The organism is Bradyrhizobium sp. SZCCHNR3119 (assembly GCF_032487775.1).
Classification (GTDB): Bacteria; Pseudomonadota; Alphaproteobacteria; order Rhizobiales; family Xanthobacteraceae; genus Bradyrhizobium.
On the sequence record NZ_JAUEUV010000001.1, the window covers coordinates 2065699 to 2089462 of the forward strand.

The 23764-nt window shown below is 63.8% G+C and carries 22 protein-coding genes; 4 read left to right on the forward strand and 18 right to left on the reverse strand.

The window, feature by feature from the left end; translation table 11 throughout:
- The 3 genes from QX034_RS09785 to QX034_RS09795 form a co-directional block, all read right to left on the reverse strand.
- Positions 1–1086, reverse strand: coding sequence for an SGNH/GDSL hydrolase family protein (locus QX034_RS09785; protein ID WP_315745198.1), 1086 nt, complete (start codon positions 1084–1086; stop codon positions 1–3).
- Positions 1087–1154: 68 nt separating this feature from the next.
- Positions 1155–1940, reverse strand: coding sequence for an SGNH/GDSL hydrolase family protein (locus QX034_RS09790; RefSeq protein WP_315702764.1), 786 nt, complete (start codon positions 1938–1940; stop codon positions 1155–1157).
- Positions 1940–3202: an OpgC domain-containing protein gene (locus QX034_RS09795; protein ID WP_315702763.1), complete on the reverse strand. Its 1263-nt coding sequence runs from the start codon at positions 3200–3202 to the stop codon at positions 1940–1942. Before QX034_RS09795 ends, QX034_RS09790 begins: the two co-directional genes overlap by 1 nt.
- A gap of 326 nt (positions 3203–3528) precedes the next feature.
- Here QX034_RS09795 and apaG point away from each other — a divergent pair, with 326 nt between their 5' ends.
- Positions 3529–3921 carry a Co2+/Mg2+ efflux protein ApaG gene (gene apaG / locus QX034_RS09800; RefSeq protein WP_315702762.1) on the forward strand — a complete coding sequence of 131 codons (393 nt, stop codon included), beginning with the start codon at positions 3529–3531 and terminating at the stop codon, positions 3919–3921.
- A gap of 425 nt (positions 3922–4346) precedes the next feature.
- Here the strand turns inward: apaG and QX034_RS09805 are convergent, their stop codons facing one another.
- The gene (locus tag QX034_RS09805; RefSeq protein ID WP_315701243.1) at positions 4347–5447 is read right to left on the reverse strand and encodes an IS4 family transposase; all 1101 of its coding nucleotides are present in this window, start codon (positions 5445–5447) and stop codon (positions 4347–4349) included.
- 644 nt (positions 5448–6091) lie between these two features.
- On the opposite strand from QX034_RS09805, the gene QX034_RS09810 reads away from it, so the two are divergent.
- A complete protein-coding gene (locus tag QX034_RS09810) occupies positions 6092–8419 on the forward strand; it encodes a molybdopterin-dependent oxidoreductase (protein WP_316195346.1) in 2328 nt (775 codons plus the stop codon).
- A 151-nt stretch (positions 8420–8570) separates the two neighbouring features.
- On the opposite strand, the gene QX034_RS09815 is transcribed toward QX034_RS09810, so the two are convergent.
- Together QX034_RS09815 and QX034_RS09820 are read right to left on the reverse strand one after the other, a co-directional pair.
- Complete coding sequence (locus tag QX034_RS09815; RefSeq protein ID WP_315702760.1) at positions 8571–9569, reverse strand: Hsp33 family molecular chaperone; 999 nt, start codon at positions 9567–9569, stop codon at positions 8571–8573.
- Between the two features lie 142 nt (positions 9570–9711).
- Positions 9712–9912 (reverse strand): DUF559 domain-containing protein, encoded by a 201-nt coding sequence (locus tag QX034_RS09820; protein ID WP_315759777.1) that lies wholly within the window; start codon positions 9910–9912, stop codon positions 9712–9714.
- Here QX034_RS09820 and QX034_RS09825 point away from each other — a divergent pair.
- Positions 9853–9993, forward strand: coding sequence for a hypothetical protein (locus tag QX034_RS09825; RefSeq protein ID WP_315703202.1), 141 nt, complete (start codon positions 9853–9855; stop codon positions 9991–9993). The genes QX034_RS09820 and QX034_RS09825 overlap by 60 nt on opposite strands.
- Here the strand turns inward: QX034_RS09825 and argF are convergent.
- On the reverse strand, positions 9990–10916 hold the full coding sequence (gene argF, locus QX034_RS09830) for an ornithine carbamoyltransferase (protein WP_315702759.1): 927 nt from the start codon (positions 10914–10916) through the stop codon (positions 9990–9992). The genes QX034_RS09825 and argF overlap by 4 nt on opposite strands.
- Entirely contained in the window at positions 10913–12121 is a 1209-nt protein-coding gene (locus QX034_RS09835; protein ID WP_315702758.1) for an aspartate aminotransferase family protein, read from the reverse strand. Before QX034_RS09835 ends, argF begins: the two co-directional genes overlap by 4 nt.
- 487 nt (positions 12122–12608) lie before the next feature.
- Here QX034_RS09835 and QX034_RS09840 point away from each other — a divergent pair, with 487 nt between their 5' ends.
- Complete coding sequence (locus tag QX034_RS09840) at positions 12609–13121, forward strand: GcrA family cell cycle regulator (protein ID WP_315702757.1); 513 nt, start codon at positions 12609–12611, stop codon at positions 13119–13121.
- A 266-nt stretch (positions 13122–13387) separates the two neighbouring features.
- Here the strand turns inward: QX034_RS09840 and phoB are convergent, their stop codons facing one another.
- The 10 genes from phoB to QX034_RS09890 all read right to left on the reverse strand — a co-directional run bounded on the left by phoB (position 13388) and on the right by QX034_RS09890 (position 23709).
- Complete coding sequence (phoB, locus tag QX034_RS09845) at positions 13388–14092, reverse strand: phosphate regulon transcriptional regulator PhoB (RefSeq protein ID WP_008972608.1); 705 nt, start codon at positions 14090–14092, stop codon at positions 13388–13390.
- A gap of 15 nt (positions 14093–14107) precedes the next feature.
- A complete protein-coding gene (gene phoU, locus QX034_RS09850) occupies positions 14108–14824 on the reverse strand; it encodes a phosphate signaling complex protein PhoU (protein WP_315702756.1) in 717 nt (238 codons plus the stop codon).
- A 105-nt stretch (positions 14825–14929) separates the two neighbouring features.
- Positions 14930–15751, reverse strand: a complete 822-nt coding sequence (gene pstB, locus QX034_RS09855) for a phosphate ABC transporter ATP-binding protein PstB (protein WP_315702755.1) — start codon at positions 15749–15751, stop codon at positions 14930–14932.
- Positions 15748–16623 (reverse strand): phosphate ABC transporter permease PstA, encoded by an 876-nt coding sequence (pstA, locus tag QX034_RS09860; protein ID WP_315702754.1) that lies wholly within the window; start codon positions 16621–16623, stop codon positions 15748–15750. Before pstA ends, pstB begins: the two co-directional genes overlap by 4 nt.
- Positions 16624–16651: 28 nt before the next feature.
- A complete protein-coding gene (gene pstC, locus QX034_RS09865; RefSeq protein ID WP_315702753.1) occupies positions 16652–17650 on the reverse strand; it encodes a phosphate ABC transporter permease subunit PstC in 999 nt (332 codons plus the stop codon).
- A 155-nt stretch (positions 17651–17805) separates the two neighbouring features.
- Positions 17806–18816, reverse strand: coding sequence for a phosphate ABC transporter substrate-binding protein PstS (pstS, locus tag QX034_RS09870; protein WP_315702752.1), 1011 nt, complete (start codon positions 18814–18816; stop codon positions 17806–17808).
- 143 nt (positions 18817–18959) lie between these two features.
- Positions 18960–20270, reverse strand: coding sequence for an ATP-binding protein (locus tag QX034_RS09875; protein ID WP_315703175.1), 1311 nt, complete (start codon positions 20268–20270; stop codon positions 18960–18962).
- A 147-nt stretch (positions 20271–20417) separates the two neighbouring features.
- Positions 20418–21473, reverse strand: coding sequence for a UPF0104 family protein (locus QX034_RS09880; RefSeq protein ID WP_315702751.1), 1056 nt, complete (start codon positions 21471–21473; stop codon positions 20418–20420).
- Between the two features lie 530 nt (positions 21474–22003).
- Positions 22004–22309, reverse strand: coding sequence for a hypothetical protein (locus tag QX034_RS09885; protein WP_315702750.1), 306 nt, complete (start codon positions 22307–22309; stop codon positions 22004–22006).
- Positions 22310–22314: 5 nt separating this feature from the next.
- A complete protein-coding gene (locus QX034_RS09890) occupies positions 22315–23709 on the reverse strand; it encodes an OmpA family protein (protein ID WP_315702749.1) in 1395 nt (464 codons plus the stop codon).
- Between the last annotated feature and the right edge of the window lie 55 nt (positions 23710–23764).

A 23764-nucleotide genomic window follows, 5' to 3' on the forward strand; every position in this document is an offset into this window, starting at 1 on the left:
TCACATCGGCCGATAGGTCAGGACGTCCGCCGGCAGGTTAACGCCGAGCTTGACCTGTCCGACCGACTTGATGATGTCGTCGCCGAGCAACTGCGCGAAACAGGCATAGCCCCAATCGTTCATATGCAGGCCGTCGGCGATGACGAAATCGTTGATCGGGATCGATTGCTGCTCGTGCCAATCGCGCATCACCTCGAAACGGGGAAAGATGCCGACGTGATGCAGCTCGGCGACATGGCTGAGCAGCTTGATCATCTTGTTGGCCCGCTCGGGACGTTCGATCACGCGCGGCGAATATTGCAGGTCGACCAGCACGATGTCGGCGCTCGCGGCCTGGATCTTCGCCACACCGTCGTCGACGAGCTTGGCCGTATCGGCGGGATCGAGATCGCGCAGCACCGCGTTGGTGCCGACCTGCCAGATCACGAGATCCGGATGCCGGTCGATAACCGAGTCCTGCAGCCGCTTCATCATCTCAGGGGCATCCTCGCCACCGATGCCGGCATTGATGACGCTGATGTCTGCCATCGGGTATTGCCGGCGCAACTGCGCGGCCAAGCGGTTCGGATAGGTGTATTCCGGCCCGCTCGATCCGTAACCCTGCGTGGACGAGGAGCCGAAGGCGACGATGACGACCGGCAGGCCGGAGGCGAGCTTGTTTGCCACATGGGGCAGCGAGCCAAACGACTTCGGCCCGCCCTTCGGCGGCAGGCAGGGCACGCGGTTCAGGATATCGCTGGCGGATTTGGCAACCTGCTTGACCCTGTCGATGGCCCTTTCGGTGAAGCTCTTCGGCGCGGCCGGATTGGCAGCTGAGGATGACTGAGGGACCAAGCCGGACGTGCCAGGCGAGGTCGCCGGCTGCGGGTTCGGAGCTTGGACGGCCGGCCCCTGATGCATGACCGCAACCTGCGCCGGAGACGGCTTCTGAGCCGCGCCCGTTGCGAGGTGCCCAATGGTCGGCTTCAGCTCCGGCGTCGGCGACACTTGCGCCTCACCAGACGGCGCTGGCGCGGTCTGGGCCGCAGCCTGGTTCACAGTCTGCGCATGGAGCGATGGTGTCGAAATGGCGAGAGCGATCGCCATGAGAGTCGACGAGGTCAACCCTCGAACTACGCGTTGACAACTCATTAACGTCATAAACCCCAGAGATCCTAATTCTGCTGCGCCGGTCCCAGTTGGGCCGCATCGATGATGAATTTCGAGAGCGCCCGGCCGATGCAATCGTGAACCTGTTTGGCAAGCTCGATCCCGTGCGTCGGATTGAACAGGTCGAAATTGCCCTGCTCGTTCCACTGCCGCATGATCGCGAACCGATCGAACAGCGGCACGTCGCGCTCCTGCGCGACGACGCGCATGTTGTCGATGTAAGGCGGCACGGAAATCATGGTTTCGGTGCGCGGACTATATTGCAAATTCATCAAGACCACGTCCGCCCCCGCGTTCTGCAGCTCCGTCACGCCCTTGTTGACCGCCGCGCGAAAGTCATCCGGATCGATGGCTCGCATGGCATCGACCGTCCCCGTCTGCCAGATCACCAGATTAGGCTTTTTTCCTTCCAGCACCTTAACGAAGCTGCCGGCCATCTCCTCGGCCGTCCTCTTCGGCTGCAATTCGACGGCAAGATTAACGGTGACCAAAGGAAGTTTTTCCTTCAGGGCAGCCTGCAGCCGAAAGGGATAGGCGTTGTTGTCCGATGTGCTCACGATCGCCGAGGAGCGGCTGCCGAGCACCAGGATATCGAGCGGCTGGCCGTTCTTCACCGCATCGGCAACCTTCGTCAGCCGGCTTTCGGTGGCGAGCAGATAGGGCGGTACCTCGCAGTTCGGGGCGGCGTTTTCCTCGGCGCGCGCCGCCGTCGCCAGCATCATCGCCAGCGTCAGGAGCACGAGCCTCGCGAGCCCGTCCATTGGTCGCCTTAACCACGAGACGGACTGCATCAGCCCCCTCCCGCCATATCGGCATTCGCAAGCGCAGCCTTTCGCGGTGCGCTCTTGTCCGCAACGTTTTTGTACCATGAAATCAGCGAGGCAACCCCCCACATGATGAGGATCCCGCTGAGACTAATCAGCGCGTGCATGAGCGGGCCCCCGGACACTTCGGCAAGAATGAAGTGCCCTGCGAATGCAAGGAACACGCCGAGGCAGAAGATCTCCAGCGAATGCTGGCCGCACACGATCAGAGGCTTCAACCACCGCGACTTCAGGCCAGGCCAGTCCCTCGGCAAGTAGTGCACGGTGAGTGCGGCGAGCGCCAGGAAATGCGCAAAGCGCAGCACGTCGAGGTCTGTCTTGTCGATCGGATACATCCACTGCTCGAGCCGGCGCGGCAATAGATGGCCGAACTGCGGGATGTACCAAGTGAGCGTCACGAAGAACGCCGCCAATAGATAGGCAGCGCAGATCCAAAGTGTAATGGGCGAATTCAGAATGCGGGTCATGCGTCTGGCGCCGCCGAGCGCGCACCAGGCCCCGAACACGAACAGCAACTGCCAAGCCAACGGGTTGAACGCCCAGAAGCCGTTCGGATAGGCCGACAGATACAGGTCGAATTCCCAGGTCACGGCATAGAGCACGGCCGATAGACCTAGCGTCAGGTCCGGCTTCCAGCGCATCAGCGACAGGATCAGCGGCAGGAACAGCATCAGCACGATATAGAGCGGCAGCACGTCCATGTTGACGGGACGAAAGCGCAAGATCAGCGCCTGCACGATCGTCACATCGGGCTGCTTCAAGAAATCCATGATCCCCATCTCTTCGGTGTAGAGCGGGTTCTCGAAGCTGGTCGCGACGTAGGAGATTTCGGCCAGAAAGATCGTGAACAGGAAGACATGCGCGACGTAGATCTGCCAGACGCGGCGCAGGATGCGTGCAGTCGCGACCACGACGCCGGACTCCTGCATCGCCCGCCCGTAGACGAAAGCGGCGGTATATCCGGAGATGAAGATGAAGATCTCGGTGGCGTCGGAAAAGCCGTAGTTCCGGATCGTGAACCAGGTCAGAAGATTGGGCGGCAGGTGATCGATGAAGATCAACCACAGTGCGAGTCCACGAAACAGATCCAACCTGAGCTCGCGCTCGCCGGCCGGGGGAAAGGTGATCGCGGGCGCCGACGAGGCGGCCGGCATCGCCGGCGCCAGCGCGGGCGCTGCAGCCGCTTCGGGAACCGTAGGTCCGGCAAGGCGATCAGCAATCGACGTCATCAGGCACCGCGTCAACTCGTGCTCCGGCAGCGGGAATGTAGGCTTGCGCAATTTTTGCGCAAGCGATGAAGGGCTTATTGGGCGGCGACGCACCCGGCTGCGGTGCAGTCGCCACGGGATTGTTGCGATCCCGTCACGCAACACCAGGGGGATACCGTCGCCGTCAGCCCTCGCCGCGTGTGGCGCCCTGGTGCCACCGTGGCGGCCCGGGCTCGCCCTAAGGCTGCTACGGTTTCTACACCATAGGTCTCATGATCCGGAACTGTGGTCAACGCGCGTTCGCACGGTGTTTGGTTCCCGCCCAACTTTCCGCTAAACTGATTTGCATGTACCGCGCTGTGACTCGCCAGATCGAAGTGACCGTCGAACCGAACTTCTTGCCGGAAAAGTCGTCGGCCGATGATGGCCGCTATTTCTGGTCCTATACCGTCGTGATCACCAATACCGGCGAGGAGACGGTCCAGCTGCGCGGCCGGCACTGGATCATCACCGATGGCTCCGGGCGGCGGCAGGAGGTTCGTGGCGAGGGCGTGGTCGGCGAGCAGCCCGTGCTCGCGCCCGGCGAGCATTTCGAGTACACCTCCGGCGTACCGCTCACCACGGCTTCGGGCTTCATGGCAGGTCACTACGAGATGGAGAGCGAAAGCGGCGAGCGCTTCGAGATCGAAGTGCCGGCTTTCTCCCTCGACAGTCCCTACGGCAAGCGAGTGTTGAATTAGCTCGCGGTCTTCGCCGAGCCGTCGTCGTCCGGCTTGACCGGGAGATTCAGTATTCGAAAGAGCGCAGTTATCGACCGAGAAGCTCGGCGTCACTGGATGCGTTGCCTTCGCGGGGCATGACGAAAGAGCACAGGTCGGCTTCATTGTACTTTCCGACGAACATGCACTCGCATTCTCGCGGCGCATCGCGTCCGAGCTTTACTGATCAGGTCACCCTCTTCATAAGCAGAGGGCACAGGGAAGGCCGCATAGGCGTTAAGGTAGCGCGAGCATCGATTGATACTTGCGTTTTCGAGGAGGCTCGCGAAGGTGGCGCCCCAACGCGCGTTTTCTGCGGCGCAAGCAACGGATGGTTGGTTGTGGAATGATTGCTTGCAGCAAGGATGCAACGAGCTGCTGCAGGACCCGCCAAGCGCCAGGCGTCGTTAAGCGGCCTGCGTCCAGTGGGGAGAGTCCTCGAAGTCGCTGGCAAGCGGCTCGAGCAACAGGATGATCAGGAGGTGGGCCAGCAGGTAGGGCTTGGCAGAGCGCGGATCGGTTCCTGGCGGCGTCTTGAGGCCAATCAGACTCTTCAGTCGCTTGAACCCAAGCTCGATCCGCCATCGCAATCGATAGAGCGCAAGCACATCTTTGGTGGAGAACTCGTCCCGCGCGAGCGACGTGATCAGAATGACCCAATCCGCAGCCTCCAAAGTTTCTTTGGAGATGATGCGGTTTTCATCTTTTGCGTCTTGCCGGGCTTTACGCCGAGAAGCAGCAGCCGCACCGGTGGGCTTCTTGATTGCGACCAGACGCATAGCCAGAGGCGCGCCGCCCTTGCGCTTGATCCAAATCTCCCGATCGACCAGTCCGCGCGCCTTCGCGGCACGCAATTGGGCCATCAGATCGAACGGAAGGCCTTTGGCGTCAAGCCAACGTGCGTTCTTCCAGCCCGCTCGGATCAAAACGTCGGCCCCGGCTTCGCGGACGGCCGCAATGCGGTCAGGTTGCAGATAAGCGCGGTCAGCAATGCGGATCTCGTTCTTGACCACTGGTATCCGGTCAAACGTTTCGCCCTCTTGCTGATCTGTCAGCTCGAAGTGACCAAAGCGCTCATAGGGCAGATCAAATGCGCTATGAACGCGCCAAAGCTCACTGTTCTTGCGCGCAGCCGGTCCCGCCTGAGGCACTGTCGTCGCATCGATGATGCGGATCAGGCGGCCTTGGCTCGCCTTCGGAGCTGCCGCAGCGAGCAAGCCCTCCACCAGCACCGCAAACCAATCACCACATTGACGCAGCCGATAGAACAACGCCACGCTGGTGAGGTCGGCAAGGCCAACAGAAGCCGCCCATGCGGCTGTCGATCTCAGCCCTCTTTCACCCAAACAATAGGCCAGCATCAGCCGAAGTAACGTCACCGCATCTGGAATCTGCCGCCGACGCGCGAAGGCCTTCGTCTGGCGCGCAGTTTTCTCGAGCTGCGCAGCCCCGCCCAGCTGCGCAACCACTCTCGTCCAGTCCTCGTTCAGGAGCGATTCGTCTGCCATCCCCTGTTCGAATCACGGCGGATTCCAACACTCAAGCATAAACTTAACGCCTATGGGGAAGGCCGGGAGCTCGCCGCCCCCATGGCCCGCCTGCAGAAAGAAATGCAGGCGGCAGTCACCACAGGTTCGGCTGAGGACATCCCGGCCTTCCCTGCGCAATGGTTTTAACGGCTGCTTCGTACTCTCCCTGGTGCGCCGGGCTTTTTGGCCACCATTTCCGCGCGAAGCGAAGCTTCGTCGCGTCCGCGACAACGCGTAAGACGCGTTGCGCGGGGCATCAGCGTCGGGATGCCAGGACCATACGACTTGACCGTCCGCCGCACCGCCAGTCGTCTTGCGCTTCATAGCGCCCGACGATGCCACGTCCATCGCATCCCGCACTCGACGTTCGTGACGACGCGTACGCCCCTCTTGTGAGGCGGGACGCGGGAGAATGTGAACTTGATTTGCCCGACGACACAAGCGGACGCGCGTGCGGCAGATTGGCACGACGGGCAGTGGCCGGAGAAACGCGATCACAGAACCTCGGCCTCCCGCAAGTCCCCGATCAAATGCTCGATGGCCGTCGGAGGCGGCTTGTTGATATGACGATCATCATGTAAAATGATCCGCGTCCGCATGGAAAACAGCGGTGGAGGAGCGCGATGTCCAAGCCCCAATGGCAAAAATCCGCCTGCAATATCTGCTACGTCAATTGCGGCGTCGAAATGCTGGTCGAGGACGGCCGCATCGCCAAGGTGCGTGGCGATCGCGAGAACCCGAAATCGCAGGGATACATCTGTAACAAGGCGGCGCGCATTCCCTATTATGCGCATCACAAGGACCGGCTGACTTCCCCGCTCCGGCGGCGTGCGGACGGCGGGTTCGACGCGATCGACTGGGACACGGCAATCACCGAGATCGCGGCGCGCCTGCGCGAAATCGTGGACCGGCACGGCGGCAAGAGCATCGCGCTCTATGGCGGCGGTGGCCAGGGCAACCACGCCGGCGGCGCCTACGCCAACGCGGTGCTGCGGACGCTGGGATCGCGCTCGGTGTTCAACGCGCTGTCACAGGAGAAGACCGGGGACTTCTGGGTCAACGGCCACATGTTCGGCAGCCAGATCTGCCACACCGCGGAGGACGTGCATCATTGCGATCTTCTGTTCGTGATCGGCGCCAATCCGTGGGTCGCCCACGGCTTCCCCAACGCGCGCGACCATCTGAACCAGATCCGCAAGGACCCGAATCGCAAGCTGATCGTGATCGATCCGCGCCGCACCGAGACCGCCGAGATGGCCGATCTGCATCTCGCACTGCGCCCAGGTGCGGACGCGTTCCTGCTCGGCGCGATCCTGGGCACGCTCGTCCGCCGCGATGCGCTCGACCACGACTTCCTGCAGCATCACACGACAGGCTTTACCGAGGTGAAGGCCGCGCTGGCACGCATTCCGATCGCCGAATGGGCCGCAGCCGCCGAGATTCCGCTCGAGCAGATCGAGCGCTGCGTCGACATGATCGTGACGGCGAAGGCGATGACCGTTCGCGTCGAGCTCGGCATCCAGCAAGGCGTCAACTCAACGCTCAACTCCTATCTGGAGAAGCTTCTGATCATGCTGACCGGCAGTTTCGGCCGGAAGGGCACCAACCAGTTGCATTCGTGGCTGCAGCCGCTCTGGAGCAATTCGCCCAACCAACGCTATGCGCCGGCCGACACCGAGATCATTGCCGGGCTGTTGCCGCCGAACCTGCTGCCGCAGGCAATCCTGAGCGATCACCCGGAACGGCTGCGCTGCCTCTGGGTCGACAGCTCCAACCCAGCCAACACCGTAGCCAACACAGCAGAAGTGGAGAGGGCCTTGTCCGCGCTCGATCTCTGCGTCGTGGTCGACGTCGCGATGACCGAGACAGCGCGGCTGGCGCATTACGTGCTGCCGGCTTCCTCGCAATACGAGAAGACCGAGTTCACGCTGTTCAATTTCGAATTCCCGACCAACTACCTCCATGTGCGCGCGACCGTGCTGCCGCCGCTGCAAGGCACGCTGCCGGAGCCCGAGATCTACAGTCGCCTCGCCCGTGCGCTCGGCCTCTTGCCTGGCGACAATGTGCTGGCACCGCTGCGTGAGATCGCGAGGCAATCGCGAAGCGACTTCGCCACGGCACTGCGCAGCTTCATCGGCGCCAATCCGCAAGCCGCATCGCTCGGCGCGCTGATCCTGTATCACACGCTCGGCGCCACACTGCCCGACGGCACGGCCGCGGCGGCGCCGCTCTGGCAGGCGGCACAGATGTGCGCGAAGCGCGACCCGCAAGTCGTGCGGCGCGCGCTTGGCCCTGACAGGCCGATCGCAGATCATGAGCTGGGCGATGCGCTGTTCGATGCCATCGTCGGCTCGCGCAGCGGCGCCGCGATCACCACGCACGCTTACCAGGAGGTGTGGTCGCTCGTTGCCCATCCCGACCGCAAGATCCGGCTGGCTATCCCGGCGCTGCTGGATTGGCTCGATCGGCTCGATCCTGCTCAGACGACCGCGCCTGAGGACTATCCGTTCGTGCTCGCGGCCGGGCAGCGGCGCATGTTCAACGCCAACCAGATCTTCCGCGATCCGGCTTGGCGGCGCGCCGACCCGGACGGGGCGCTGTTGGTCAATGTGCACGATCTCGAGGCGCTCGGGGCCGGCGATGGCGAATGGATCGCGGTCCGCTCACCGGCGGGACGGGTGGTGGTCCGCTGCAAGGCGGACGACAGCATTCGCCAGGGCCAGCTCGCGCTACCGCACGGCTATGGCCAATCCTATCCCACGGACGACGGGGAGCGACTGAGCAACGGCCCGCGCATCAATACGCTGACCGACAGCCTCAACCGCGATCCAATCGCCGGCACGCCTTATCACAAGCACGTCGCGGTGCGGCTGGAGCGGCTGACCCCGGCCGAAGCCGCGGCCGCCGAGGCGCGCTCGCAACGAATTCATGGAGCGGGGACGACGATGTGACGATGCCATGAGCTGGGCTGCCTCCGCGTCGTTGCGAGGAGCCGGAGGCGACGAAGCAATCCAGAATCGCGGAAGCGGGTCTCTGGATTGCCTCGCTCCGCTCGCAATGACGAAGGCAGCAGCGCGCGGACTCATTCGCGCAAAGCGCGAACTAATTCTCCGTTACGCCGGCTTCGTGCGGCGTGAACTGATAGACCGAGGAGCAGAACTCGCAGGTGACCACGACCTTGTCGTCCTTCACCATGTCGGCGCGGTCCTGGGCTGAGAAGCTCTTCAGCATGTTCGCCACCGCATCGCGCGAGCAGGAGCAGCGCGCCTGCAAGGGATGCTCCTTGAACACGCGCACGCCACGCTCGTGGAACAGCCGATACAGCAGGCGTTCGCCGGACAGCGCGGGATCGATCAGTTCGACATCCTCGACAGTCGCGACCAGCGACTGGCCCTCGACCCAGGCCTCGTCCTCCTCGACCGTGTGGACCTCGGTACCCTCGGGCGCATCGCCCGGATGCAGATCGGCCTGCCGCGCACGCTCCGGCGCCTTCGGCAGAAACTGCGTCAACAGCCCACCGGCGCGCCAACGATGCTTGCCGCCGCTCCATTCCTCGCCGACCGCAAGCCGCACGCGGGTCGGGATCTGTTCGGAGCGCAGGAAATATTCGTGCGCGGCCTCTTCCAGGCTGCCGCCGTTGAGCGCGACCAGACCCTGGTAGCGGCTCATGTCCGGCCCCTGATCGATCGTCATCGCCAGATGGCCCTTGCCGAGCAGGGAGCCGGAATCCTTGGCCTCGGACAGCCGGGCTTCGTCATAGCGCGCATAGGCGCGCAGCCGGTCAGGCGCCTGGAAGTCGACCACCAGGAACGAGACCGGGCCGTCGGTCTGGGTCTGCAGGATGAAGCGACCCTCGAACTTCAGGGACGAGCCGAGCAGGGTCGTCAGCACGATCGCCTCGCCCAGCAGCTTGCCGACGGGCGCGGGATAAGCGTGCTTGGTCAGGATATCGTCGAGCGCCGGCCCCATGCGGGTCAGCCGTCCCCGCAGATCCAGCGCTGCGACCTCGAACGGCAGCACGGCGTCGTCGACCGGCACGGCCGACGGCGCGCGGATATCGCTTTGAAGTTTGATTTCAATGTCGGGAGAATTGGCCATCATGGGCCTCTAGATGGGGTCGATGATAGTAAATGGAAAGGGGCGATGGACCTCTGCTCTCGCGCCGAGCTCAGTGCACCCTCTCCCCTTGTGGGAGAGGGTGGCGCGATGACGCGCAGCGACAGCGCGCCGGGTGAGGGGTCTTTCACGCCGCGCCGAGCCTTGCGAGAATATCTTCCATGACAGCCGTTCGACGCTGCAGCACATCATTGTTCCAATACCGCGCAACAGCGAACCCCTCGAGCGCGAGTACATGATCTCTTGCGACGTCAGTCGCCGATGACGCGTGCTGGCTTCCATCGATCTCGATCACGAGCCGCCGTTCGAAACAGACGAAATCCAGAATATACTGCTTGAACGGGCGGCTCGTGATGAATCGCGGCGCACCTACGGCGAGATCGTTCGTCAGCTCGTGGAGCGGCCTTAAGCTCCCGCCCCAAAGCACCAGGCCAGAATGCCCTTCTGGGCATGCAGGCGGTTTTCGGCCTCGTCGAACACCACCGATTGCGGGCCGTCGATCACCTCGTCGGTGACCTCCTCGCCGCGATGGGCGGGCAGACAGTGCATGAAGATCGCGTCCTGCTTTGCCAGCGACATCAGCTTGGAATTGACCTGATAGGGCTTGAGCAGATTGTGGCGATGCTCGCCGTCCTTGTCGCCCATCGACACCCAAGTATCGGTGACGACGCAATCAGCGCCCGCAACCGCCTCTTCCGGATCATGGCCAAGGCGAATATCCGCGTTCGTGGCGCGGATGAAATCCTTCATCACCTTGCCCGGCGCGAGCTGCGGCGGGGTCGCGACATTGAGCCTGAAGTTGAAGCGCTCCGCGGCGTGGGCCCAGGAGGCCAAAACGTTGTTGTCGTCGCCGCTCCAGGCCACGGTACGGCCCTCGATGGACCCGCGGTGCTCCTCGAACGTCATCACGTCGGCCATCACCTGGCAGGGATGCGAGCGCCGCGTCAGCCCGTTGATGACGGGCACGGTGGCATACTCCGCGAGCTCGAGCAGCGCATCGTGGCTCAGGATCCGTATCATGATGGCATCGACATAACGCGACAGCACGCGCGCGGTGTCGGCGATGGTCTCGCCGCGGCCGAGCTGCATTTCGGCGCCGGTCAGCATGATCGACTCGCCGCCGAGCTGGCGCATGCCGACGTCGAAGGAGACGCGGGTGCGCGTCGAGGGCTTCTCGAAGATCATCGCCAACACCTTGCCCTCGAGCGGCTTCTTCGCCGGCTCGTGCGCCTTCAGCTTCTTCTTCATGTCGCTGGACAGCGCGAGCATGGAGCGCAGCTCGGGTAGCGGAACCTCAGATATGTCGAGGAAATGACGGGGGGTCTTACTCATGACGCGGCTGCCTGCTTCGACTGACCGCTCGATAGCGCCGTACAGGCGCGATCGAGCCGCTGCACCGACTCTTCGATCTCGGTTTCGTTGACGATCAAGGGCGGCAGGAAGCGCACCACGTTGTCGCCGGCGCCGACGGTCAACAGCTTCTCGTCGCGGAGCGCCGCGATCAGATCGGCCGACGGAACCACGGCCTTGATGCCGATCAAGAGACCTTCGCCGCGGACCTCGGAGATCACCTCCGGGTGGCGATCGATCACGGCGGCGAGCTTCTGCTTGAGCAGCAGCGACATCTTGCGCGCGTGCTCGAAGAAGCCCGGCGCCAGCATCACGTCCAGCACCGCATTGGCCGCGGCCACCGCCAGCGGGTTGCCGCCGAAGGTCGAACCATGCGAGCCCGCCGTCATGCCGGCCGCAGCATCGGCCGTGGCGAGGCACGCGCCGATCGGGAAACCGCCGCCGAGCGCTTTCGCCAGCGACATCACGTCGGGCTCGACCCCGAGCCAGCGATGCGCGAACAGCTCGCCGGTGCGGCCCATGCCAGTCTGCACCTCGTCGAACACGAGCAGCAGGCCGTGCGCGTTGCAGAGCTCGCGCAGGGCCTTGTAGAAGCCCAGCGGCGCGGTGCGCACGCCACCCTCACCTTGCACCGGCTCGATCAAGATGCCCGCGGTGTGCGGGCCGATCGCCTTCTTCACCGCTTCGAGATCGCCGAGCGGGACTTGGTCGAAACCATCCATCGGCGGGCCGAAGCCGTCGAGATATTTGGCCGAGCCGGTGGCCGCGAGCGTCGCCAGCGTGCGGCCGTGGAACGCGCCCTCGAACGTAACGATGCGGTAACGTTCCGGATGCCCCTTGGCGGCGTGATGCTTGCGCGTGATCTTGATCGCGCATTCCATCGCTTCGGCGCCGGAATTGGCGAAGAACACGTAGTCGGCGAAGCTCTGCTCGCACAGCCGCGCCGCAAGCCGCTCGCCGTCCGGGCTCTTGAACAGGTTCGACATGTGCCAGAGCTTGGTCGCCTGCTCCTGCAGCGCCTTCACCAAATGCGGATGCGCGTGACCCAGCGCATTCACGGCGACGCCGGAGGTGAAGTCGAGATAGCGCTCGCCATTGGTCGCGATCAGCCAGGCGCCCTCGCCGCGCTCGAAGGCGAGATCGATCCGGGCAAATACGGGGAGCAGATGCGACGCGACGTCCGTCATGGCTGATCACTTGAGCTGACGGGCCGGTCAAGACGCGCACGAGGAGGCGCAAAGCAGCGCCATCGCGCACCCGGGACCCGGCCCTGGAAAACAAAATGTGCCGCCTTTTCAAGGCGGCACGGACAACTATTGTATGCGCAGGACGTTCGCTGTCAACACGCGTGAGCCAGCCGCCTCAGCGCGGAACAGGTGGGGTTTCCGGTCGATGACAGTGCTAAGCGTTCCCGGTCCACATCGACGGAAGGTGTGGACGGTGGCCCCCGACTCTTGCGCGGGAGTCACGGCATATTGTAGCGTTTTTCGCATCGAGTACGACATCTCGTGCAGCAGGTCTGATCCTTAAGAGTTCGGTGGTTCGGCGTACACGTCCGGGCGCGCATCTCGCGCCCGGCGAGGGCTAAGGGATTCTGCGAGCAGGGATTTTCGTGAGTTTGGCACCGCAGCGCTGTCCCGAAACTGGCCAGCGAAACGCGAAGGGAAAGGTGCGATGACGGTATTGACCTGGTCGGACGATCGCGTCGAGCAGTTGAAAAAGCTCTGGGAGGCCGGACTGTCGGCCAGCCAGATCGCAGCGGAGCTCGGAAATGTGACGCGCAACGCCGTGATCGGCAAGGTCCACAGGCTCGGCCTCTCCGGTCGCGCCAAGAGCCCTGCCGCCGCCGCTCCGCGTCAGCGCAAGGCGCGCCCCGCTCAGCCGATGATGCGGGTGGCCCGCCCGGTGGCGCGCGGCAATACCGCGCTCGCCCAGGTGTTCGAGGTCGAGACGGAGCCCGATCCGATCACCTTCGACAATGTGGTGCCGATGAACCAGCGGCTGTCGCTGCTCGAGCTCCGCGAAGGCACCTGCCACTGGCCGGTCGGCGATCCCGCCAGCGCGGACTTCTTCTTCTGCGGCGGCAAGGCGCTGAACGGCCTGCCCTATTGCGCGCAGCATTCGCGCATCGCCTATCAGCCCGCGGCCGATCGCCGTCGTCACCCCGGCAAGAGCCCGGCACGCTGATCTGTTGCGCATCTTGGACGCGCTGTTAGCTCAGCCATCAGCTGTCGTCCCCGCGAACGCGGGGACCCATAACCACCGGCGGGCGTGGTTATGATGGATGTTAGCTACAGCTGCAGCTCTATCATCAGCATTTGCGGTTATGGGTACCGGCGTTCGCCGGGATGACGGCGGCGCACGTTGCAAGCGCGCTTGTCATGACAAAAAAGGCGGAGCCGAAGCTCCGCCTTTGATCGGGCGCTGTTTGTCGCCGCGCGATCGCCCTCAGCTCACGATTCCGCCTTCGCAAAGCGGTCGTCGAGCGCATAGCCCGCGCCACGCACGGTGCGGATCGGATCCTGTTCGCGTCCCGGATTGAGCAGCTTGCGCAAGCGTCCGATGTGCACGTCCACCGTACGCTCGTCGATGTAGATGTCGCGGCCCCAGACGCTGTCGAGCAGCTGCTCGCGGCTGAACACGCGGCCCGGATGTTCCAGGAAGAACTCAAGCAGCCGATATTCGGTCGGCCCGAGATCGATCGGCCGGCCGGAGCGGGCGACGCGGCGCTTCTCGCGATCGAGCTCGATGTCGCCATAGGCGAGCACGGTGGCGAGCCGCTCGGGGCTCGCGCGGCGGAGCAGACCCTTCACGCGGGCCAACAGCTCGGGCACCGAGAACGGCTTGACGATGTAATCGTCCGCCCCGGTGGCGAGCCCGCGGACCCGCTCGCTCTCCTCGCCGCGCGCCGTCAGCATGATGATCGGCAGCTGCTTGGTCTCGGGCCGGGCGCGCAGGCGCCGGCACAGCTCGATGCCGGACAGGCCCGGCAGCATCCAGTCCAGCACCACGAGATCGGGCACCCGTTCCTTCAGTCGCGTGTCGGCGTCGTCGCCGCGCGCAACCGTCTCGACCTCGTAACCTTCGGTCTCGAGATTGTAGCGCAGCAGCGTCGTCAGCGCTTCCTCGTCTTCCACAACCAGAATGCGCGCACTCATCGCTCAGCTTCTCTCTCAGTTTCCGGGGGCGGTGGCCGCGAAGGACGTCATGTCGCCCTTCGGACGCTTGTCGATCATCGGCTGGCCTTCGATCATGTAGAACACGGTTTCCGCGATGTTGGTCGCATGATCGCCGATCCGTTCGATGTTCTTGGCGCAGAACATCAGGTGAATGCAGAACGAGATGTTGCGGGGATCTTCCATCATGTAGGTGAGCAGCTCGCGGAACAGCGAGGTGCAGATGGCGTCGACCTCCTCGTCGCCCTTCCACACCGTCATCGCCGCCGGCAGATCGTGGGCGGCATAGGCGTCGAGCACCGACTTGACCTGCGACTGCACCAGGTCGGTCATGTGCTCCAAACCGCGGATCAGCTTCAAGGGATGGAAATCGCTCTCCAGCGCGGCGACGCGCTTGCCGATGTTCTTGGCGAGGTCGCCGATCCGCTCGAGGTCGGTCGCAACCCGCATCGCGCCGACGATCTCGCGCAGGTCCACCGCCATCGGCTGCCGGCGGGCGATGGTGAGCACCGCGCGCTCCTCGATCAGCCGCTGCAGACTGTCGATCTCGGCGTCCGTCTGGATCACCCGCTCGCCGAGCGCGACGTCGCGCCGCACCAGCGCGTCGACGGAATCCACGATCAGCCGCTCGGCCAAGCCGCCCATCTCCGCGACCAGCCGCGTCAGCTCCTGCAGGTCACTGTCAAACGCCTTGACGGTATGTTCACTGGCCATGTCTGTCTCCTCGGCAATGCCGTCGTAGTCCGGCGCGTCAATTCGGGTCTCGCTGCCTCAGCCAACTGCCCCTTGCCGACCGATGCAAGGGGTCCGTTTCCGGCATCAGCCGAAGCGGCCGGTGATGTAGTCCTGGGTCCGCCGATCGCTCGGCGAGGTGAAGATCTTGCTGGTATCGTCGAACTCGATCAGCTCGCCGAGATACATGAAGGCGGTCTTGTCGGAGACGCGGGCCGCCTGCTGCATGTTGTGGGTCACGATCGCGATCGTGTAGTTGTCCGACAGCTCCTGGATCAACTCCTCGACCTTGGCGGTCGAGATCGGATCGAGCGCCGAGCACGGCTCGTCGAACAGGATCACCTCGGGACGCACCGCAACGGTGCGGGCAATACAGAGACGCTGTTGCTGGCCGCCGGAAAGGCTCAGGCCCGAGGCGTTGAGCTTGTCCTTGACCTCGTTCCACAGCGCGCCGCCGCGCAACGCCTTCTCGACCCGGTCATCCATCTCGGATTTGGAGATCTTCTCATACAGGCGGATGCCGAAGGCGATGTTCTCGTAGATCGTCATCGGGAACGGCGTCGGCTTCTGGAACACCATGCCGACGCGCGCACGCAAGAGGTTCAGGTCGAGCTTGGGGTCGAGGATGTTGGTGTTGTCCAGCATCAGCTGGCCTTCGGCGCGCTGGCCCGGATACAGATCATACATCCGGTTGAAGATGCGCAGCAGCGTGGACTTGCCGCAGCCGGACGGTCCGATGAAGGCCGTCACCCGGTTGGTTCCGAGCGACAGGTTGATGTTCTTCAGCGCATGGTGATCGCCGTAATAAAAGTTCAGGTTCCGGACCGTCACCTTCGCCGGGGCGTCCGGCAAGGATTTGTTCGGAATGACGCCCGCCGGACTTGAGACGGAAACAGACATGTCGGTCATTTTGCGCTCCTCTCGGCGCCCAGAATGCGGGCCCCGATGTTCAGGGCAAGTACGGTCAAGGTAATCAAAAGGGCCCCGGTCCAGGCCAGCTGCTTCCAATAGGCATAGGGGCTCTGGACGAAGTTGTTGATGGTCACCGGCAGGTTGGCCATCGTGTGGGTAAGATCGAGGCTCCAGAACTGGTTCGACAACGCAGTGAACAGGAGCGGCGCGGTCTCGCCGGCCACGCGAGCGGTCGCCAGCAGGACGCCCGTGATCAAGCCGGAGCGCGCCGCGCGATAGGCGATGCGCCGGATCACCAGCGAACGCGGCAGGCCAAGTGCGGAGGCGGCCTCACGCAGCGGATTGGGCACCAGCAGCAGCATGTCCTCGGTGGTGCGCAGCACGACCGGAATCACGATCACGGCAAGCGCCAGACAGCCCGCGATGGCCGAGAAGCCGCCCATCGGAACCACGACCGCGCCATAGATGAACAGGCCGATGATGATGGATGGGGCAGAGAGCAGGATGTCGTTGATGAAACGGATCACCGAAGTCAACCGGTCATGGCGACCATACTCGGCGAGGTAGGTGCCGGCGAACAAGCCGAGTGGAGCACCGACGCCGACGCCGAAGACCGTCATGATGATCGAGCCTACGATGGCGTTGCGCAGGCCGCCGTCGCTCGATCCCGGCGGCGGCGTATCGGTCGCGAAGACCTGCACGGTCAGGCCAGCCAGGCCCTGGTAGAGCAGATCGATCAGGATCAGTGCGAGCCAGGTCACGCCGAACAGCGCGGCAAGCACGCACAGCGCACGGACGAAGATGTCCTTGCGGCGGCGGCGGCCATAGATCCGGTTGGCCGGATTGATGGGCGTATCGGTAGACGTCATGCGATCTCTCCTGCCCTATCCATCCGGCTTATTTTCCGGCCTTGGCTTCGAGCCGCAGCAGCATCAGGCGCGCGCCGGCGAGCACGAAGAAGGTGAGAACGAACAGCAACAGTCCGAGCAGAATCAGGGCCGACTGGTGCAAACCGTCGCTCTCCTGGAATTCCGATGCGATCGCCGCCGAGATCGTGGTGCCCGGCGCGAAGATCGACGAGGAGATGCGGAACGAGTTGCCGATGATGAACGTCACTGCCATGGTCTCGCCGAGCGCCCGGCCGAGCGCCAGCATGATGCCGCCGATGACGCCGACCCGGGTGTAAGGGATCACCACGCTGCGCACGACCTCCCAGGTGGTGCAGCCGACGCCATAGGCGGCCTCCTTCAAGACCGGCGGCACGGTCTTGAACACGTCCACCGAAATCGAAGTGATGAAGGGCAGCACCATGATGGCCAGGATCAGCGAGGCATTGAACAGGCTGAGATAGGACGGCGGCCCGGCGAAGATGTCCTGCAGGATCGGAATGTTGGCGCACAGGCTGATCATGAACGGCTGGAACGTGTAGGCCAGGAACGGCCCCAGCACGAAGAAGCCCCACATGCCGTAGATGATCGACGGGATGCCGGCGAGCAGCTCGATGGCGATGCCGATCGGGCGGCGCAGCCATTGCGGGCAGAGCTCGGTGAGGAAGATCGCAATGCCGAGACCGACCGGGATGGCGATCAGCATCGCGATAAAGGACGACACCAGCGTGCCGTAGATCGGTCCCAGCGCACCCAGCACGGGCGGATCGGCTGACGGCGCCCAGCGGCGCGTCCACAGGAACTCGAAGCCATATTCCTTCATTGCCGGCCAGGCGCCGATGATCAGTGACAGGATGATGCCGCCGAGGATGAGCAGCACCGAAATCGCCGACAGGCGGGTGATCCAGTAGAAGGTGACGTCGCCAAACTTGAAGGCGCTCAGCGCCCGGGCGCGGTCATAGGGTCCGGCGGCATCGCTGACAGTGCTTGCGTCGCTTTGAACGGCCATCTCTGCCAAGTCCGCCCCCTGTTTCTGATAGACCTGTACTTGCGTACTTGTACCTGCGCACTTGTGCTTGTGTACTCGCACTTCTGCACCAGCACCTGCGTCGTCGACGTCCCCTCTCCCACGCCGGGGAGAGGGGCCACATTCGAAGGAGCGGCTTAGCTCTTGATGTCGGACGACCAGGTCTTCTCGATCATCTTCACGACGTTGTCGGGCATCGGGATGTAGTCGAGCTCCTCAGCCATCTTGGCGCCCTTCTCGAACGACCACTTGAAGAACTTGATGGCTTCGGCGGAGGCCGCCTTGTCGGCCGGCTCCTTGTGCATCAGGATGAAGGTCGCCGCCGTCATCGGCCAGGACTTGTCGCCCGGCTGGTCGGCCAGGACAACGTAATAGCCCGGCGCATGGGCCCAATCCGCATTCGAGGCGGCGGCCTGGAACGCCTCCACGGTCGGCTGCACGGTCTTGCCGGCCTTGTTGATCATGCCGGTGTAGGTCAGCTTGTTCTGCTTGGCATAGGCATACTCGACATAGCCGATCGAGTTCTTGGTCTGGCTGATATTGCCGGACACGCCCTCATTGCCCTTGGCGCCGACGCCGGTCGGCCACTCCACGGCCGTGTTCGCGCCGATCTTGCTCTTCCACTCGGGGCTGACGTCGGAGAGATAGGTGGTGAAGTTGAAGGTAGTGCCCGAACCGTCCGAACGACGCACGACCGAGATCGCCTCGGACGGCAGCTTCACCTTCGGGTTCAGCTTCTTGATCGCCGCGTCGTCCCACTTGGTGATCTTGCCGAGGTAGATCTCGGCGAGGGTCGGACCGTCGAGCACCATCTCGCCCGGCTTCACGCCTTCGAGATTCACGACCGGGACGATGCCGCCCATCACCATCGGCCACTGGACCAGGCCGTCCTTCTCGAGCTGCTCGGCCTTCAGCGGCGCGTCGGTGGCGCCGAAGGTCACGGTCTTGGCCTGGATCTGCTTGATGCCGCCGCCGGAGCCGATCGACTGATAGTTCAGACCGTTGCCCGTCTCCTTCTTGTAGGCGTCAGCCCACTTGGAATAGATCGGGAACGGGAACGTCGCGCCCGCTCCGGTGATGTCGGCGGCAAAGGCCGACGTCGATGCGGCGACCAGGCCGGCAGCGACGATAGCTTTGAAGAAATTCATTGCTGGTCTCCCATTTGGGGAGCGAAGCGCCACGCGCGCCCGACTGCGCTCCCGCCGGCCCCTTTAAGGTGCCTCGTTGCCGCTTTTATAAAGGTTTGATGACAGTCGGATGACATGGATCAAACCATTGCAGCTACAGGCTTTTATGCCCCGAATGGCGGCTTTGGCTGGGGGAAACAGGCGGTGAAAGTTGCTCCATTTTTGGGCACACTTTCGATCAAAAGACGGCCGCGGTGGCGGTTAAGAATGTGTTTCACCAGCGATAATCCGAGCCCCGTCCCGCCCTGCGCGCGACTATCTCCGACATCAACCCGATAGAAGCGCTCGGTCAGCCGGGGCAGGTGCTCGGGCGCGATACCGGGGCCGAAGTCCCGCACCTTGACCCGGATTTCCGGGGTTCCCTCACCTGAGACTGCCGAGGTCAGCGACACAATGACGCGGCCGCCCGAGGCGCCGTATTTCAGGGCGTTCTCGATCAGATTCTCGAACAGGCGGAGCAGCTCCTCCCGGTCGCCGGCAATGGTGACGGGAGTCTCCGGCAGATCGATCTCGACCTTGACCTGACGCTCGCGTGCCAAGGGTTCGAGCCCGTCGGCCACCTGGTGGATGATCGGGATCAGGTCAACGGTCGCATCCGGCCGAACATGCGCGGAGAGCTCGACCCGGGACAGCGACAACAGATCGTCGATCAGGCGGGCCATTCGCCCGGCCTGGGTATGCATGATGCCGAGGAAGCGCTCACGCGCCCTGGGATCGTCCTTGGCCGGTCCCTGCAGGGTGTCGATGAAGCCGGACAGTGCCGCCAGCGGCGTACGAAGCTCATGACTTGCATTAGCGACAAAGTCGGCGCGCATCTCCTCGACCCGGCGCAGCGGCGTCAGGTCATGGAACGTCATCAGCATGCACTTCTCGGTGCCGCCGAAGGCGGTCGGAACCGGGACCGGCGTGATGATCAGCTCCATCCAGCGATCGACCGGCACATGGTCGTGATAGGTGGCGCGACGGGGCTCGGTGGTGGCAATGGCTTCCCGCAACGCCGTGATGATTTCGGGAGAGCGCAGCGCGAATTGAGCGAGCTCGTTCTTGCGCAGCGCCGGCGCCAGCTGCGCCGCCGCCTCATTGAGGTGGATGACACGACCGGCGCGGTCGAGCAGCACCACGGGATCGGGCATGCCGGCCACCACCGCATTGACGGCGGGGGCCTCCACGGGATTGCTGCCACGGAACACATCCTCCCGCGTTGTCACGGCGCTGTGCAGGCGCCAGGGCACCAGCGCAGCGGCGGCGATGCAGAGGAACACCGCAGCCGCCCGGAACGGCAGGAGCTCGTCGCGCAACACGAGCACGCCGAGCGCGAGCGCGGCCACCAGGAGGATGATTGCGGAGTGCCGGAGCCGGTCCGGCCAGGGCGAGAAGGCGGCCGGAGAAGACGGTGATGGACCGTCCAGTGCTATCGGGCTGTCGCTGTCAGATTTCTGCACCGCGTCCTGCAGCTCTCATTGAGGATTGGAGAAGCGATATCTGCGCTTCATCTGCGCGCCTCTTGACCAAGATTTTCCGGATCACTGTTCCCTCGGCCTGCGGAGCATCCCGCGGCCGGGTCACACGCCGGCATCCCTGTGCTCGGTCACATAAGCGGCTTCGTGCGCTCGTCCTGCTTCGAAGTGGAGGGCGGCCTGACGTAGCCGTTTGGACCGGGCACTGATGATAATCTCGCGAAACGTCAGCAAGATTACAGATATGACGAAGGGGGCGAGATAATAGAGCATTCGGAACAGCAGCATGCCGGCAAGCAGCTCCTCCCGGTCCATCTGCCAGAGCCCCACCAGCATGGCGGCATCGAACACGCCGAGCCCGCCTGGCGAATGGCTCGCAAATCCCAGGAGAGTCGCCGAAACGAAGATCACGGCGACCACGACGAAGCCGAGATTGGGCTCGTCCGGGACCAGCACATACATCGCCAGGGCGCAAAAACCGAGGTCAAGGATGCCGATCGCGACCTGGAGGAGGGTGAGCGGACCGCCAGGCAGCATGACCGTCCAGGGTCCGCGGCCGACCATGCGCGGCTTGGTCCAGACCCAGGCCACATAGCCGAACAGCCCCATCAGGATTGCGATCGCGACCACGCGGTTCAGCCAGGGCGGCAGCTGGTCGATGGCGGCGGCAGCTTCCGGATGATAGGTGATGCCAAGCCCGAGCACCGCGGCGTTGCCCAGCCAAAAAGTGAGCCCGGCGAGGAAGCAGATCTTGGCGACATCGATCGCATTCAGCCCCCAGGCCGAATAGATCCGATAGCGCACCGCACCGCCGGTAAAGACGCTCGCGCCGACATTGTGGCCGATCGAATAGCTGGTGAAGGCGGCCAGCGCGTTGATCCGATAGGGCACGTGGCGGTGCCCGATCGCACGCACCGCGAACAGATCGTAGAACGTCAGGGTGAAATAGCCGGCGGCCACGAACAGCGCCGCGAGTCCGATCTGGTAGGGCTCCGTGCTCTTGATCGCTTCCAGCACCTCGCCGGTATCGATGCCCCGCAGCATGTGATAAAGCACGCGGCAAGCGACCGCGATCACAGCAATGCTGACGATCACGCCGAGCTTATGCAGCACCTGTTTCTGGCGCAGGAAAGAGGTCGCTCCGCGGATGGCTTCAAGCATCGACACCTCTGACCGTGATCCGGCGCGCTGCACGGCAAGATCCCTGGGAAACGCGTCCGATCGAGCGGAATAACGCGTGCGCCGCGCCATGACTCATCAGCGCCCTCGTAGCGCGTTTCGCGCCTTTGGGGAACTCGGCAGGTGTGAACAAAACTCGGGCATGCAAGACACTTAGGAGGGATTCCGACCGATACGATGCACCGTTTTGCCGCAGGAGGCCAGGACCTCTATTAGCCCATGCAAGGCTGCCCAGCCTGCGAGTCCCAGGTTAAACTTCTGTGAGCATGCCCGGAAACCGGGGTGGTTTCCGCATGTCGGGGCTCCCAGTGCTCCGATCGCGTCCGAAGTCCGCATCGCATCACGACGACCTGATCGGCAAATTTCCGACCCGGCGAGCACTGGAGATCGAACAGCAGAGATAACGTCGGCGAATGCGGTTAGCAGGTGGCCATGGTCAAACCTTCGTGTCGGATTGCCACAGCACCTTTTTCGGATTTCACACCTGACATCTGCGCGGTCGCGGGCCACGATCAGGCCGCCGGCTTGGCGCGCATGCTGCGCAACAACACCCACGCCCGTAGCCAGGAACCGACCGTGCAACCCGCCAGATATGGCACGAACAGCAGGAGCAGCAGTTCGAGCCAATAACCGGCGCGCCCCGGAAGCACCCGGGTGACAGCAACGGCGACCAGAACCAGCGCAAGCGCCGACAAGCCGAGCATCAGCCGACGCGACACGCTGGGGCCGCGATGCACCACGGCGACCCAGCCCATCGCCAGCCCGATCAAGAGCGCGCCCAGCAGCCAGCCCCAATGGAATGCGATCAGAAAGGCCATTGCGGTCACCTCACCACGAAATCGATGCGCCGGTTCTGCGCGCGTCCATCGCTGGTATCGTTCGACGCGATCGGCTGCGTGCTGCCGTGGCCTACGGCCGTGAAGCGATCGGCCGGCAACCCTGCCTTGACGAGATAGTCGACAACAGCCTGGGCGCGCTTCTGCGAGAGCGCCTGGTTGGCCGCCTCGTCGCCTTCGGCATCGGTATGGCCGGCGATCTCGATGTTCGCCGACGGGCAACGCAGCGCGATTTCGACGATACGGTCGAGCAGGCCGGTGGAATCCCGGTCGATGTCGGCTCGCCCGGTCTCGAAGCGAATCCTGGTCTTGCCGAGCAAATCCGAGAACAGCTGTTGACAGACCGTCGCATCGACCGGGCCGGCCGCAGGCTTGACGGTTATCTCAGCCTTGACTTGCCAACCCTGCGGCACGTCCTTGGCGAGGCCCGATTGGATCTGCCGCGCCGCCTCGTCATACAGTGCGTCGCCGGAGATCTTGATCTCCCGTTCCGAGACCATGAGCGTGCCGGTCGACAGGCGCGACAACGCACCGAGCGCCGGCACCACCGCATTGACGAAGCCGGAGGGCGCTCCGACGCTGTTCTTGAGATTATCGACGACCTTTTCGCCGAAGAACCGCCGCGATGACGCGCCGACGACCACGGCATGGATGTTTTCATCCGGGACGTTGCCGGACAAACTGACGGTCAAGGCGACCGGATCCTTGTAGGCCTGGAAGATATAAGGCGGGGCCTTCACCTCGTTGCTGGCGATCTTGAAGCCATCCGGCAGGTCCTTGAGCGCCGCCGCGATCGCCTCGCGGCCGCCGAGTTCGCGCGCCATGCCCGACAGCGTAACGTCGCCGTCCGAAATCGTGAACTTTCCGTCCTTCAATTTGCCGATCTGGCCGATCAGCAGCAGCGCGGCATCCTCGAAGCGCGGCGGCGCACCGCGGGCGAGCGTCATCTGGTCGGCAACTTCGACGCCCTTGAGCGCCGAACGCGCGGCTTCCGAAAGCTTCGTCTTGAGCGCCGGCAGGGGCGCATTGCCGCCGAGGGTGACCCTGACCACATCGCGCTCGGCGGACCAGACGAAAGGTTTTGCTTCCGCGACCAGACGGGTCTCGTCGTCGACCAGCCGCACACCGGGCACGGCCGCAACAGATGCCAAGGCTGCACGACGGCCCTCGTCCGAGAAGGCGTAGGCGCTCAGGCTGACGTCGCGGCCGTCGGCGGCGATCTTCGTCTTGTCGAGCACCGCCCCCTTCAGGGCCTCCGAGCTCCGTGCGGCGAGATCATTCTCCAGCGGAGCCGTGCTGGTCCAGGCGGCGAAGGCCCAAAGCACGATCAACGGGATGATTCCAGGCCACCATTTGCCGCTCCACCGGAAAAGTCCACGCATTCGTCATCCCGTCTGGTCAGGAAATGGAGACAAAACAAACCCTTGCTGGCCTGTC

What these genes read in the sequence shown, in the direction of transcription:
- QX034_RS09805 (WP_315701243.1), bottom strand. Translation starts at nt 5,447, where the DNA reads ATGGCAGACGAATCGCTCCTGAACGAGGACTGGACGAGAGTGGTTGCG.
- QX034_RS09790 (WP_315702764.1), bottom strand. Translation starts at nt 1,940, where the DNA reads ATGCAGTCCGTCTCGTGGTTAAGGCGACCAATGGACGGGCTCGCGAGG.
- QX034_RS09835 (WP_315702758.1), bottom strand. Translation starts at nt 12,121, where the DNA reads ATGACGGACGTCGCGTCGCATCTGCTCCCCGTATTTGCCCGGATCGAT.
- QX034_RS09840 (WP_315702757.1), top strand. Translation starts at nt 12,609, where the DNA reads ATGACGGTATTGACCTGGTCGGACGATCGCGTCGAGCAGTTGAAAAAG.
- QX034_RS09885 (WP_315702750.1), bottom strand. Translation starts at nt 22,309, where the DNA reads ATGGCCTTTCTGATCGCATTCCATTGGGGCTGGCTGCTGGGCGCGCTC.
- QX034_RS09810 (WP_316195346.1), top strand. Translation starts at nt 6,092, where the DNA reads ATGTCCAAGCCCCAATGGCAAAAATCCGCCTGCAATATCTGCTACGTC.
- QX034_RS09890 (WP_315702749.1), bottom strand. Translation starts at nt 23,709, where the DNA reads ATGCGTGGACTTTTCCGGTGGAGCGGCAAATGGTGGCCTGGAATCATC.
- pstC (WP_315702753.1), bottom strand. Translation starts at nt 17,650, where the DNA reads ATGGCCGTTCAAAGCGACGCAAGCACTGTCAGCGATGCCGCCGGACCC.
- QX034_RS09795 (WP_315702763.1), bottom strand. Translation starts at nt 3,202, where the DNA reads ATGACGTCGATTGCTGATCGCCTTGCCGGACCTACGGTTCCCGAAGCG.
- pstB (WP_315702755.1), bottom strand. Translation starts at nt 15,751, where the DNA reads ATGACCGACATGTCTGTTTCCGTCTCAAGTCCGGCGGGCGTCATTCCG.
- pstS (WP_315702752.1), bottom strand. Translation starts at nt 18,816, where the DNA reads ATGAATTTCTTCAAAGCTATCGTCGCTGCCGGCCTGGTCGCCGCATCG.
- apaG (WP_315702762.1), top strand. Translation starts at nt 3,529, where the DNA reads ATGTACCGCGCTGTGACTCGCCAGATCGAAGTGACCGTCGAACCGAAC.
- pstA (WP_315702754.1), bottom strand. Translation starts at nt 16,623, where the DNA reads ATGACGTCTACCGATACGCCCATCAATCCGGCCAACCGGATCTATGGC.
- phoU (WP_315702756.1), bottom strand. Translation starts at nt 14,824, where the DNA reads ATGGCCAGTGAACATACCGTCAAGGCGTTTGACAGTGACCTGCAGGAG.
- phoB (WP_008972608.1), bottom strand. Translation starts at nt 14,092, where the DNA reads ATGAGTGCGCGCATTCTGGTTGTGGAAGACGAGGAAGCGCTGACGACG.
- argF (WP_315702759.1), bottom strand. Translation starts at nt 10,916, where the DNA reads ATGAGTAAGACCCCCCGTCATTTCCTCGACATATCTGAGGTTCCGCTA.
- QX034_RS09785 (WP_315745198.1), bottom strand. Translation starts at nt 1,086, where the DNA reads ATGGCGATCGCTCTCGCCATTTCGACACCATCGCTCCATGCGCAGACT.
- QX034_RS09815 (WP_315702760.1), bottom strand. Translation starts at nt 9,569, where the DNA reads ATGATGGCCAATTCTCCCGACATTGAAATCAAACTTCAAAGCGATATC.
- QX034_RS09880 (WP_315702751.1), bottom strand. Translation starts at nt 21,473, where the DNA reads ATGCTTGAAGCCATCCGCGGAGCGACCTCTTTCCTGCGCCAGAAACAG.